At 52.4% G+C, this 13,254-nt stretch carries 11 protein-coding genes; 1 reads left to right on the top strand and 10 read right to left on the bottom strand.

All coding sequences use genetic code 11. The features are described from left to right. Positions 1-18: 18 nt before the first annotated feature. The 5 genes from csaB to GOM71_RS03770 form a co-directional block, all read right to left on the bottom strand. Entirely contained in the window at positions 19-1,170 is a 1,152-nt protein-coding gene (gene csaB, locus GOM71_RS03750; protein WP_253944684.1) for a polysaccharide pyruvyl transferase CsaB, read from the bottom strand. Then, on the bottom strand, positions 1,146-3,269 hold the full coding sequence (locus GOM71_RS03755; RefSeq protein ID WP_367649456.1) for a DUF5693 family protein: 2,124 nt from the start codon (positions 3,267-3,269) through the stop codon (positions 1,146-1,148). The genes csaB and GOM71_RS03755 overlap by 25 nt, the downstream gene beginning before the upstream one ends. A 76-nt stretch (positions 3,270-3,345) precedes the next feature. Continuing rightward, positions 3,346-5,061, bottom strand: a complete 1,716-nt coding sequence (locus GOM71_RS03760; protein WP_301539600.1) for a phospho-sugar mutase — start codon at positions 5,059-5,061, stop codon at positions 3,346-3,348. A 41-nt stretch (positions 5,062-5,102) separates the two neighbouring features. Then, positions 5,103-5,534, bottom strand: a complete 432-nt coding sequence (gene fabZ / locus GOM71_RS03765) for a 3-hydroxyacyl-ACP dehydratase FabZ (protein ID WP_156278414.1) — start codon at positions 5,532-5,534, stop codon at positions 5,103-5,105. Positions 5,535-5,686: 152 nt separating this feature from the next. Then, a complete protein-coding gene (locus GOM71_RS03770; protein WP_156278415.1) occupies positions 5,687-6,226 on the bottom strand; it encodes a CDP-alcohol phosphatidyltransferase family protein in 540 nt (179 codons plus the stop codon). 192 nt (positions 6,227-6,418) lie between these two features. Between GOM71_RS03770 and GOM71_RS03775 the strand changes: the two genes are divergently transcribed. Next, positions 6,419-8,602: an Ig-like domain-containing protein gene (locus GOM71_RS03775; protein ID WP_173275166.1), complete on the top strand. Its 2,184-nt coding sequence runs from the start codon at positions 6,419-6,421 to the stop codon at positions 8,600-8,602. A gap of 59 nt (positions 8,603-8,661) precedes the next feature. On the opposite strand, the gene GOM71_RS03780 is transcribed toward GOM71_RS03775, so the two are convergent. From GOM71_RS03780 to mreB, 5 genes are all read right to left on the bottom strand, one after another. Next, entirely contained in the window at positions 8,662-9,573 is a 912-nt protein-coding gene (locus GOM71_RS03780; protein WP_367649457.1) for a DMT family transporter, read from the bottom strand. Between the two features lie 268 nt (positions 9,574-9,841). Then, entirely contained in the window at positions 9,842-10,159 is a 318-nt protein-coding gene (locus tag GOM71_RS03785; protein WP_173275169.1) for a DNA-directed RNA polymerase subunit beta, read from the bottom strand. 14 nt (positions 10,160-10,173) lie between these two features. Then, the gene (locus GOM71_RS03790; RefSeq protein WP_156278418.1) at positions 10,174-11,001 is read right to left on the bottom strand and encodes a flagellar hook-basal body protein; all 828 of its coding nucleotides are present in this window, start codon (positions 10,999-11,001) and stop codon (positions 10,174-10,176) included. 58 nt (positions 11,002-11,059) lie between these two features. Then, on the bottom strand, positions 11,060-11,926 hold the full coding sequence (locus GOM71_RS03795; protein ID WP_156278419.1) for a flagellar hook-basal body protein: 867 nt from the start codon (positions 11,924-11,926) through the stop codon (positions 11,060-11,062). Between the two features lie 199 nt (positions 11,927-12,125). Then, entirely contained in the window at positions 12,126-13,127 is a 1,002-nt protein-coding gene (mreB, locus tag GOM71_RS03800) for a rod shape-determining protein (protein WP_156278420.1), read from the bottom strand. Positions 13,128-13,254: the final 127 nt, after the last annotated feature.

Here is a 13,254-nt window from a genome sequence, read left to right on the forward strand (position 1 = left end):
TTTTTCGACAAGCGACTATCACCTCGATATGGTTTGACGCAAAAGCCGTGCAATTTGTTGCGCCGGCTGCTGCGATTGCTGCTTTAGTCTTAGGATGGCATCGCGGTGATCCCGCTTCCAGCCTTCGGCGTCATCGAGCAACGCTCCCGCCTCAGCTGCAAAACGCTCCGCGTCAAGCTGCTCCGTTGTCCCGACGGCTGTAAGTCCGAGCCGATGCAGAAATTGATCGATTTTCGGATCATACGATAGCCCCATCAAAGGAACCTCTTGGTTTGCCGCGTAGATGAGCGCGTGCAAGCGCATGCCGAACAGCGCATCGCAGCGGCTTACTTCGAGCAGCATCCGCTGCGGATCGTCGCCGGGCTCGACAAGCTCAACGACGCTGCCGCGGCTGTTCGCGCCGTCGAGCTTGCTGCTGATCCGTTCCATTACGAGCCTCGACGTTTCCGCGTCGTCCGGCGTATGGAACGGCAGAAACCGCAGCCGCACCGCGCGGCGGCTCGCAAGCGCAGCCAGCGCATCGGCTGCGCGCTCCAGATCGGCGCCGTCCTTGCGCCAGTGCCGCAAGGACACGCCCAATACCGGCAGCGCATCAGCTTCGCCGGCGCCGCCAGGAGCCGCTGCAGCATCCGCTGGCAGCGGCATCCCCATAACCGGATCGGGAACGACCTCGATCCGGTCCTGCGGAACGCCAATCCGCCCAAGCAAAGCGGCGGATTCAGCGTCCCGCACCGAAACATAAGCGCTCTTCCGCATTGCATTGCGAATAAGCGGATCCATCCAGCGGCGGTTGACGGGGCCGATCCCTTGCGAATAAATAAAGGTCGGCTTGCGAAGCAGCTGCGCCATCTTAATGATTCCGGTGTAGTACGGAATCGTTTTGGCGCCGGTCGCATCCTGCAGCAGGCTGCCGCCTCCGCTGATCAGCCCTTGGCTGCCGCGGAGCGCGCGCCATACTTCGGCGGGACGCATCCGATGCACAGCCTCTACGCCGTACATCCGGCTTGTCCAAGCCGGATCCCCCGAGAGCACAACAGGCACAATCGTTATGCCTGCTGCCGCTCCCTGCTCCTCAAGCGCGAGCAAAATCGAGCGAAGCACCGCTTCGTCGCCGCTGTTGTGGAAGCCGTAATAACCGGAGATAACTATTCGGCGAGCTTCTTTTTCCATGCTGGAGACCATTTACGCCATACTCCTTCCGCAACTTGACATACGCCGATAAGAATCAGGCCGAAGATCGCGCCCAATCCGAGTCCCAAGAAGACGCGGATAATGGAAATATAAAGCGGCGTATGAATGTGAGCGAACGTATCCACCATCGACAGCTGTCCAATCGAACCGACAATAACGAGCACCCATGCGGCACGGTAACGCAACGCAAGGAACAAGCCCGCCAAGAACAACGGATGCGACAGCAAAAATTCTTTGTTCCGCGGGCGAACCCCGAATGTCGATTCAAGGAATGCGCGGAATTGCGGTTCAAATGGCAGTGTTGTTCCAGCATTGCCAGTCCGCGACAAATAGTACAAGCCTGCTGCGGCTAAAACAACGCCGGCAACGACCATCAGCACGGTAATCGGCATATTAAGCAAGCGGCGAACCCGGCCAACCGGCGCCTCGCCTGTATACAGAAGAACGTAAATGGCCGTCAAGCCGATCGGCGCGAGGTGAAGCAGGCCGACTCCGCGGAATTGCTCCAGCACCAGACTGTACGTAATGTTGTTCAACAATCCGAACACCAGCGGAACCGCAGTTAGCGAGATCAAAGCGGTAACGATGAACCATACGATCGCGAGCCACAGACGGCGGCCAAACGCCAGTCCGTCGAATATCCATTTAGCCCCTTCGCCATTTACCACCGTTGCCGAGCGCAGCGTCCAATCCGAGCCGCCGACAAAACGCATATTGCCAACCGTTCGGGAATAAACCCGGTTCATAACCCAGACGAGCGCAAGCGTCGGCGCCGCGATTGCCGCGCCAAGAGCCAATGCCTGCTCCATCATCGGTCCTTTCAGCACATACAGGCCGGCGCTGCCGACCAGGCCGAGCAAAAATACCGGAATGAGCACGCCCGGCAAAAACGTATTGATCAGCAACGCGATCAACGCGACCGCGCCTGCGGCTACAACCATTTTCAGCGGTTTCGCATAGGAAGGACGCTCTACATCAAACGGTTGCGCAATGCCCGATGGGAACCCTGCATTCGTCAGCTTTTTCACAGCGCCTTCTTTGCCTACTTCGCCCATCATGGCCATGTACATATTGTCGAGAGAATCCACGACAGCCGATTTCTCCATGCTCGATTGCGGCGAGCCGTTCAAGAAGAACATCCGGATATTGCGATCCTTCGCGGCCAATAAGAACCGGTCGGCGATCGCATCAGGCGTCATGCCCATCGCATCGTTGTCCGATAGGGAATAGAGCCGAACAACATTATAATTTGTAATAAATGCTATTTTATTTATGCCGGCTTGAGGTTTTTTCAAATTTTCAATCGTCGCAACGCCCATGCCATACTTATTAAGCGTTTCAGCTAAAGAATTAATGCTTCTAAGCTCCGCTTGGTCGGTATAGCCCTTCACTTTGTCCCCGTCGAACAAAATGCGGGTTACGCCATATTTCTCCTTCATCTCTCCAAGCAGCTTGTCCATTGCTTCCTCATCATAAGGAAGCACGCGATCCGAGAAGCGAAGCAAAACGTGAAAGCCTGCGCCGCGAATCGTTTCAAGCGTCATCGGATCGAAAGTAAGCGGCTTCAGCACCGCATCCTGAATCGGCAGCTCCACAATCATGCCGTTTCGGCCATCGAACGACCAAGGACTATATACCGCTCCTACGCGATCATAAGCTGCACGAACGATCGGACCGATCTTTTCTTCCGATTCCGGGCTGGTGAACAAAATATAAGTGAAATTTTGCCCGGCTTTTTCCAGCTTGCCTTGCAATGCTGCCGCATCCTTGGAGCTGTAATAGTTCAGCCGCCCGGCCATTTGAAGCTCCCGTAGCGAGCTTTCATATAACGACATCGTCGTAATGCCGACATGCTGCATTTTAACTAGCTGTTCCTTGACGAACTCTTGCGGTCTCGCCTGCACCTCGGCGATCTCCAGCAAATCGCGGTAATCGAAAACGTATTCCACTTGCTTCGACGTCGATTCCATCGTCATTCGATTCAAGCCCAGCGGCAGTGCGGCAATTACGCCAATCAGCGTAATAATCCACAGCCACAGCCGCGCCTTCCGGTTCCAGTGCTGCCATCGTTGAAGCACGACAATCCTCCGTTCTTGTGTAAGCGGATATGCCTCAAGTTGACATATCCGCGATCAGTTCGTTATTTATTCAAAATTACGCGTGGCTGTCTACCCGTTCCATGACGGCAGAACGAAGCTGCGCGAGCGCTTCCCCCGCTTGCTCCGTCGATTGGCCGCGAACCGCAAAATAAACTTTAATTTTCGGTTCCGTGCCGGATGGACGCAAGCAGAACCAGGAGCCGTCGGCCAGCATGTATTTCAGCACATTCTCAGCGCGAAGGCCGTCGAGGCCCTGCAAGTAATCAAGCACGCGCTCAACCGCCACGCCGTTTACGTCCGTTGGCGGCGTATTGCGCCAGTCGTTCATAATGCCGGCGATTTTCTGAACGCCGTCAAGCCCTTTCAGCGTGCGCGACTCCAAGCCTTCCAAATAAACGCCATGCTCTTTATAAAGCTCAAGCAGTACGTCATACAGCGTTTTCCCTTGGCTGCTATAGTATGCCGCAGCCTCGCAAATCAATAACGAAGCGACAATTGCGTCTTTATCGCGAGCGTATGTGCCGGTCAAATAGCCATAGCTCTCTTCATAGCCGAACAGGAAAGAACGCTCGCCGGATTGCTCATAGGCGGTCATTTTTTCCCCGATATATTTAAAGCCTGTCAGCGTATTTTCAACTGCTGCGCCGAAGGAACGGGCAATGTCTGCGCCCATCTCGCTCGTCACGATCGTTTTGATCACGACGCCGTTATCCGGCAATTGACCGCGTTCCTTCAACTGGCTAAGCACATAATGAACCATCAGCGCACCGGATTGGTTGCCTGTCAGCACGACGTATTCGCCTTCGTTGTTTTTCACAACCGCGCCCATGCGGTCCGCATCCGGATCGGTGCCGATAATGATGTCCGCACCAACATCCTGCGCCAGCTTGATTGCCAGCGTAAACGCTTCGCGCTCCTCCGGATTCGGCGATTTAACGGTCGAGAAATAACCGTCCGGCTGTTCTTGTTCAGCAACAATATGAACGTTATTGAAGCCCGCTTTGTTCAGAACGGCGCGAACCGGCAGATTGCCTGTGCCGTGGAGAGGCGTAAACACCACTTTAAACTGATCGCCCAAACCGCTTTTGAGCAACTCCGAATTCAAGCTCTGCGCAACAACAATATCGGTATATTGCTCGTCTGCCTCCTCGCCGAGCCATACGAGCAGCCCTTGTTGTTCCGCTTCCTCGCGGCTCATCCGCTTCACTTCATCAAAGCCGCTTACTTGCTGAATCGACGCAATGACTTGCTCTGCGTCCTCCGGAATAAGCTGGCATCCGTCAGCGCCGTATGCCTTGTAGCCATTATACTCCGGCGGGTTATGGCTCGCCGTAATGACAACGCCTGCAGACGCGCCGAGCGTACGCACCGCGAACGACAATTGCGGAGTCGGGCGCAGCGATTGGAACAAGTACGTTGTTACGCCGTTTGCCGCGAGCACGAGCGCCGAATCCAGAGCAAATTCCGGCGAGAGGTTGCGCGAGTCATGCGCAATGACAGCCGCAGGCGATTTGCCTTGCTGCTGCTGAAGCAGCCAGTTGGCCAGTCCTTGCGTCGCTTTTCCTACTGTATATGCATTAAGGCGGTTTGTACCCGCTCCCATGACGCCGCGCAAGCCGCCGGTGCCAAATTCGAGATCGCGGTAGAACCGGTCCGTAATTTCCTTCTCTTCGCCCGCCAGGCCGCGAAGCTCTTCCTTCGTCGCTTCGTCAATAAGCGGATCATTCAACCATGCGTTATAACGTGCTGCTACCGTTTCGTTTTGATTCAAACACTTCATCTCCTTTTAGAGGTAATCCAAATTTTACTTTATTACTTGCGATCCTGCAGCGCAAACATAAGCTCGCCTTCCGCAACCACCTTGTCGCCGACCTTAGCCGTCGCTTGCCCTTTGCCAATCATGCCTTTCAGGCGAGTAATCTCAACCGACAGCGTCAGTACGTCTCCCGGCGTCACTTGGCCGCGGAAGCGGAAGCCGTCAATGCCGGCAAAGAAACCGAGCTTGCCGCGATTCTCTTCTACCATAAGCATCGCTACCGAACCGACTTGCGCAAGAGCCTCTACGATCAGAACGCCCGGCATTACCGGGTAGCCTGGAAAGTGTCCTACGAAATAAGGTTCGTTCATCGTTACATTTTTGACGCCTACGGCGCGAACGCCGGGCTCAACCTCAATAATGCGGTCAATGAGCAGGAACGGCGGACGGTGCGGAATAATTTCTTGAATTTCATTAATATCTAGCATGCAAAAAAGCCCCTTTCTCCGATTAGAAGGTATAAAATGGTCCATCCTGACTGAAACTATGCTTATCCTTCGTAACTGCAGTTATGAAGGTTAAGATAAGGGGGCTTGGCTGATTAGACCTGAAGCGTCTTCAGCCAAGCCTCTTTTTAGCTCTACAACGTTGCTGGCGGCTGCTGCTTAGGCAGCCCTTTTTTGTTCAATGCTTTGAACATCAATATGTACATAATCGACGTGATAAAGGAGAACGCGATTGCTCCCCACAAGTAAAGCTCGGCGAAAGGCGCCTTGAAGAAAACTAACATAATGCCAATATAGAACAGCACCGTCGTCAGCTTGCCCATCCAATTGGCAGGCACCGTTTGCTTTCCCCGAAAATGAAAAAACAACCCCCCTGCGATCATCCCTAAATCACGCAGAAAAATCGCCCCCGCCGCAGCCCATGACAAAAAATCGGCCGCCAGAAGCGATATGATGACTGTAATGAACATCAGCTTATCCGCAAGCGGATCAAGCATCATTCCAATTGCCGTCACCTGTCCGCTTCGCCTCGCGATGTATCCGTCCAGAACATCGGTTACTCCAGCCAATGCAACGACGAGAAACGCTGGAATCAGATGACCTTTGGCAAATACGGCCACATAAAAAGGAATCATTACAAACCGCAATGATGTCAGTAAATTCGGCAGATTCAAACGCGCACGCCCCTCTACCTTGATCAAGGCCCTCTCTCGAGGTTCCCAATTATTATACAACTACCTTATAAAAAATAAAACTATGACCGTTCAAACCTTCATTTCGCATCCCTTTTAGCCGTTAAAAGTATAGAAGAAATATTTTACAACTGAAAGGACAGGGATGTAGTGAATCTATACTTGCAATCGAGAATGTCGCACAAAATAAGAAATGTCCGCAAATGGCTTGCGGCAACTTTGGCCCTGACGCTTTTTATGACCGCAATTGCCGGAACCGCTGCTTATGCTGCAGAGGAAACGGTCACGAATATGCAATTTAGTTATGACTCTGCGGATTACGATACCGCCTCTTCGTCGATTAAAGTATTTGTTGAAGACAACAAGGTTGAATTGCTCGTGTATGCAACGACATCGAGCTCCACGATACAGAAGGACGTAACAGCGGATACGACTTGGAAGTCCTCGAACACGGCTAACGTCAAAGTAGAGAAAGGCGTGCTTACTGGCGTTGGCCAAGGCTCCGCTACAATTAGCGCTACCTATAAAGGAACAACGATTTCGATTAAAGCAACATCCAGCTATGTTTACAGCTCCGTCACTCTAATGCAAAACGATGCAACGGCTGCTGCGACTAAAGACGTAGAGCTCGGCCAATCGTTAGAGTTCACGCTGAAAGGCGATTCAGAGGACATTACCGACGACGCCGTATGGTCGACCTCCAGCTCTTCCATCGCCACTGTAGAGAATGGGGTTGTAACGCTGAAGGGCATTGGAACAGCAACCATTACCGCCAAACATAAAGGCAAATCGGACTCTATCGTCTTGAACGTAACGTCACCCTATAAGTCGATTTCCATTTCTCCAGAAGAAACTCAGGAAATGAATATCGGATATGACGACTTGGAGCTTAACGCATCGGTCGAAAGCAAATCCGGCAGCTCTTCGCTTGACGTCACAGATGCAGCGGAATGGTCCAGCTCCAACACAAACATCGCAACCGTTGAAGACGGTGTTGTAACGGCCGTTGGCCCAGGCACGGCAACGATTAACGTCTCCTACAAGGGCGTTAAATCATCGGTTCTCATTATCGTGCGCACCGCTTATCAAGCGATTAAGCTCACGCCGGAGAAAGAAATTAATGTTCAACTTCAGGACGAGCCTGTGCAAATTCAGGCCAGCGTTCAGAACAATGATTCTACCTCGGATATTATTACTACGGACAGCGACGCGGTATGGACATCTTCCAATCCGGTTGCCGCTACCGTTTCAAAAGGTCTTATTACGCCAAAAGCAGTGGGCGAAACGAAAATTTCCGTTGCCTATAAAGGCCTTACGCGCAGCATTACCGTAAACGTCTATCCGACCGTAAGCTCAATTTCAGTTGAAGAAGATGAGCTGGAAGGCTTTATCGGCAGCAGCGAAGACTTGCCTGAAGTTATCGGCAAAACGTTCGCCGGCGACAATGTCGATGTGTCAAAGCTGATAAAATGGACATCCAGCAATGAAACGATCGCCGTCATCGAAGATGGCAAATGGACGGCCAAAGCGCTCGGGACAGCGACGCTCAAAGGCGTTGTGAAGGACAAACTGGTGGAAGTGAAGCTTACCGTTCATAAGAAGCCGGTTAAGCTTGTATCGACTAATAAGGATATCAGCGCGATTATCGGCAAGGAACTGCCCTACCCGGCTATTACCGCTATTAATGAAGACGGCGAAGAGGAGGATGTTTCTGCCCACGTAACTTGGTCAAGCTCGTCCGACAACCTTGTGCTCAAGAAAGATACGTTCAAAGGAATCGAAGCTTCCACCGTTAAACTGACCGCTCAATATTTGAACAAAAGCGTGTTGGTGTCCGTTAAGATCGAGGAAGAGATTGTGAAAATCACAGTCGAACCAGAGAAGATTCAGCTATACCCAGGAAGCTCTAAATCGGTTAAAGTTAAAGGCTATTACAAGAGCGGCAAGACGGTGTCGTTAACAACTAAAATGAACTGGCAGGTATCCAATACCAATCTCGCTACCATGAAAAGCAGCAGCTCCGTCAAAGCGCTTCAAGTTGGATCCGGCAAATTGACAGGCTCTTACCAAGGCATCGCGGTTACTATTAGTATCGTCGTTTCTCCAAAGCTGAAATCGCTTGTGCTTTCGGATAAATCGTTGACCCTCGCCGCAGGACAATCATATTCCGTTAAGCTTACCGCCAACTACACAACTGGCGAGCCGGTTGACGCAACGGAAAGCGCCGTGTGGACGACTTCCAAGTCCAGCGTAGCCACAGTGAAGGACGGTAAAATAACGGCAGTCGGCAAAGGCAGCGCCACAATAAAAGCAAGCTTCGCCGGTAAAACGGTGACAATCCGCGTAAAAGTGAAATAGCAGATGAACAAATAAGGTACTGTTCCTTCCGATCGCTCGGGTGAAACAGTACCTTTTGCTTATTTTCCAATAACTCTTATATGGCTTGCTTTCGTCCTTGCATTTACAAGCAAAATGCTGGAAACGATAAGCGCCATTCCAATGAGCAGGTTCAACGTGATATGCTCATTCAGGAACACGACACTGCAGATGATGGAGACGACTGGTATTAGAAAGGTGAACGAACCGACCTTAGAGGCTTCTCCTGAGCCTAGTAGTTTGAAATAGACCAGCCAGCCGAGCGCGATGACGAATATAGAAATAAACAACGTGTCGAGAAGAAATGCCTCTGTCCATCGGATATCCGACCAGCTCTCCACAGCCGAGCCGTAAACCGTCATAACGATGCCGCCGATTAAAATTTGCATAGCCGTCATCCATAGCATGTCCACCTTTGCAGCCTGCCGCTTGATATAGACTGTTCCAAGCGCCCAGCTCAGCGCGGTTGCCAGGGCAAGCAGAATGCCAATGAAGGAGATGCCTCCCTCCAATCCGCCGATGCTCATCGCAGCCACTCCCGAGAAACCGATCAGCAGACCGAACATTTTGCGCGCGTACATCTTCTCGCCCAACCATAGCCATGCAAACAATCCGAGAAGCACCGGCTGAAGGAACACGATGGCCGAGAACAATCCCGCAGGCATATATTGCAGGCCGACGGTTTGGAAGCCGTAATAGAATACGATGCTTAAGAAGGCTGATGCCAAATAATACGGCCAAGTTTCCCGAAGCCGAAGCTTCCTCCAGCGCGGCAGCGCGATAACGGCCAACAGCGTTCCGCCAATCAGCGTTCGAATACCGGCGAATATAAGCGGGGGCGAGAATTTCAGCGCATATTTGGACAAGGGCCAGTTAATCCCCCATATCAAAATGAGAAAGGATAAATAGAATATCGTCTGCTTGCGAGATCGCGCAGCCTCAGATTCTGTCACAAAAACACCTCCTTGTTGATCGGTCTTTCGCTCTTGCACTGCCGATCAGCCGCTTCTGGCTATCTATAACGGAAGTTTCTTCCGTTATTTCTGCGAATCGCCCGGCTATCGGCATTTTAGCGGAACTTTGTTCCGCTATATCGCTCCTCCGCCGCGTCGCGCTCCGCTCGGCCAGGCGTCCTTAAAATTGGACGCCCTGAAAACGACAGACGAAAGGCGCAAGCCTGGTTCGTTGCTGCGAACGAACGGCTTTGCGCCTCAATTAATGCTACGTGTCCGAGAACACGAGATCATACATATGCTGCCAAGTGCTCCACTTGAACACTTCATCGCCCGGCTGTTTGCCCAGTACCGTATATCCAACATACAGTCCTGCGACAAGCATAATGAGCATAATAAATGGAACTATACTCTTACGCAAAAGCCAAAACATTATCCTTACGCCTAGCGGGCGCTGCTTGTGCGATTCTTCCTCCTCAGAAGACTCGGTCACATGCTCCTTCGCTTGCTGCGATTGGCTTACCCGGCTCTCCTGATTTGCAGAAGCTCTGCGCGAAAGCTCCGTCCGTTCTTCGGCCATACTCATAACCATCATCCTATCTATCTGCGCAGGCCATTAGCCAGCCCCATCATCGTATCGCTAGATGTAATCGCTCTGGCTGCCAGCTGATAAGCACGCTGCACATTGATAAGCTCCGTCATCTCTTCCGAAAGATTAACGTTGGATTGTTCCAATGCGCCTTGACGAACCGCAACGCCATTGTCGGCATTCGGCGTAATGTTCTGAAGCACATCATCCACATTAATTCCGTCCGCAACCGCAAATAAATTGTCGGCCACGGGAGTCAACGCAGCTGGGCGCGTCGGTTGCACAAGCTTGAGCTGTCCCAGATCAATCGTATCGCCGTTCGTTGCTACACCTTGCAAGGAACCGTCTGCGTTCACCCGCAATTTGTATCCGTCAGGCACGACGACCCGTTGCTCTCGGCCTGCAACAGTCGCAACGACCGGATATCCCTCAGCCGTTGCCAAAATCGTATCACCGTTTCCATCGACCGTCAACTGGAACGCTCCATTACGGGTATACGCCCGATTGCCCTCTCCGTCCACAATCACTTCAAACAACGCGTTGCCTTGAATCGCAATATCCGATTCTCTGCCCGTATCTGTAATCGTGCCTTGCTCCAAATTCGGCTGTATAATCGACAATCGCGAGCCCCAGCCTTGGCTGAAGCCTAGCGGCGTCAAGCGGCCCGTCTGGTTAAATGCTTCCGGCTGCTCATACATCGTATTCAGCAAATCTTGAAAAGTCGCTTCTTTACGCTTATAGCCTACCGTATTAATATTCGCAATGTTATCGGCCATAAGGTCCAGCTTCTGCTGCAGTCCGTTCATCGATACCATCGCGTTAATCATTGAGCTGTTCATGTCGCGTATCGCCTCCTCACATCAGGACTTTAAGTTGAGCTTAAAGTCACTCCGCTCTTTAAATCCGTCCTACTTGGTTCACCGCTTTATCCAAGCTTTCGTCATAAGCTTGAATGATCTTCTGATTCGCCTCGTAGGCGCGGAGCGCCGACATCAGATCAACGGAAGATTGCGCCGCATCTACATTGGAACGCTCGATAAAGCCTTGCCGAATTTCAACTTGCTCGCCTGCGGCAACTGGCCGCGCCCCGGCTTCGTCGCCTTCAAGACGATAGTTGCCGTTCCCCTCGCGAGCCAATTGGTTCGGGTTGTCCACTCGCGTAAGGAGCAGCTGCACGCCCGTATCCTCGCCCGTCTTCGCATTAATGAAACGATTGTTGTCCACAAGCACGAGATCGTCAATGCTCACATTCGGAGGAAATTGGATCGGTTGCCCGTTGGCGCCAACCACGCTGGAGCCGTCGCCCGTCACCAGAAACCCTTCACTGTCGAGCATAAAAGAACCGCCCCGCGTATAGCGAGTCTCGCCGGTCGCATTCTGCAGCGTGAAAAAGGCTTGCGGCTGGAATGTCACTTCTCCGTCGGGCGAAACATATTTACCCGATTCGTCAAACGCCATGCCCGGAACCGCAATATCCGAAACGAGCGCGAAGTCCGACGATCGGTTTGTCTGCATCAAATCGCCTTGCAGATAAACGCTCAAGCTTTCCTCGGCAAAAACGCCCGTGCTCAGTCTTCCGACCTCGCGAGCATCATTCGCGTCGACACCCGTCAGGCTAAGCAGCATCTCTGGAAAAGAACGCGTTACCGCATTCGTCTGCTTATAGCCCGGCGTATTAATATTCGCAATATTATTCGTTACCGTATCATGTCTGCGCTGTTGGGCAGTTAACCCTGCAGCGGCGGTGTAAAGACCTCTTAACAATTAAGTCGCCTCCCCGGCCGGTTGTCATGGCAGCCGAAAAATTCATCTGTTCTATTATTAATATCGGCCTTGCGAGCAACCTCCGTAATAGCTTGTCCATGCGACCTTTGACCCAATTTACGCCTCGGCGCGCCCCCCATGGCGCCCTACCCGCGCAAACGGACCGAAAGCCGCTTTAACAAGCCGACGCTGCCCGAAATTACATCCGCGCCTTCTTGCCGAGCTTGTCCAAATTATCGAGCAGAATGCCTGTGCCTTTCACGACGCAGTGCATAGGATCTTCAGCAATGAGAACAGGCACTTTCAGCTCTGCAGCGAGCAAGGAATCCAGTCCGTCAAGAAGCGCGCCGCCTCCGGTCAGGATGACGCCGCGGTCGATAATGTCCGCCGACAGTTCTGGCGGCGTCCGTTCCAATACCGTCTTCGCAGCCGATACGATCGACATAACCGGATCCCATAGCGCTTCGCGCACCTCGCCGGAATGGATCGTAATGGTTAGCGGAAGCCCGGATACCATATCGCGGCCCCGAATGTCGATTTCATCGCGGCGGCCTTCCTCATGGACGGTTCCGATCTTGATCTTAATGTCCTCGCTTGTCCGCTCGCCGATCAGCAAGCGGTACTTGTCCTTAATGTACTTCATAATGGCGGCGTCGAACTTGTCCCCCGCAACTTTGATCGAGGACGCCGTTACGACGTCGCCCATCGACATGACGGCCACATCCGTCGTGCCTCCGCCAATGTCGACAACCATGTTGCCGCTGGGCTGGAAAATATCCATTCCAGCCCCGATAGCGGCAGCCTTTGGCTCTTCTTCCAGGTAGACTTCCTTCGCCCCGCTCCGCTCCGCAGCCTCGCGAATCGCCTTTTGCTCAACAGAGGTAATATTCGCCGGCGCGCAGATCAGAATACGGGGACGGCTAAACCACTTCCGTCCCTCGACGCGATCAATAAAAGCTTTAAGCATAATTTCCGTAATTTCAAAATCCGCTATTACCCCGTCTCGCAGCGGACGAATCGCAATGATGTTGCCCGGCGTTCGGCCAACCATGCGATGCGCTTCCTCGCCAACGGCCAGCACCTTCTTCGTATCGCTTTCAATTGCGACGACGGAAGGCTCATCAAGCACAACGCCCTTTCCCTTGACGTGAATGGATACGTTGGCCGTACCCAAATCGATTCCAATATCCTTGCTTAGCATAAGGCTGAAGTCCTCCAACGAATAATGTTTGCATGTCGTTCAAATTAGTTCCACCGACGCGGAAACCGCTAGCATACATTATTCGCCAAAAAGCAATAAAATCCTTTATGAAATGCGCAAAATTTAT

The organism is Paenibacillus sp. NEAU-GSW1 (assembly GCF_009737085.1).
In the GTDB taxonomy this organism is placed as follows: Bacteria; Bacillota; Bacilli; order Paenibacillales; family Paenibacillaceae; genus Pristimantibacillus.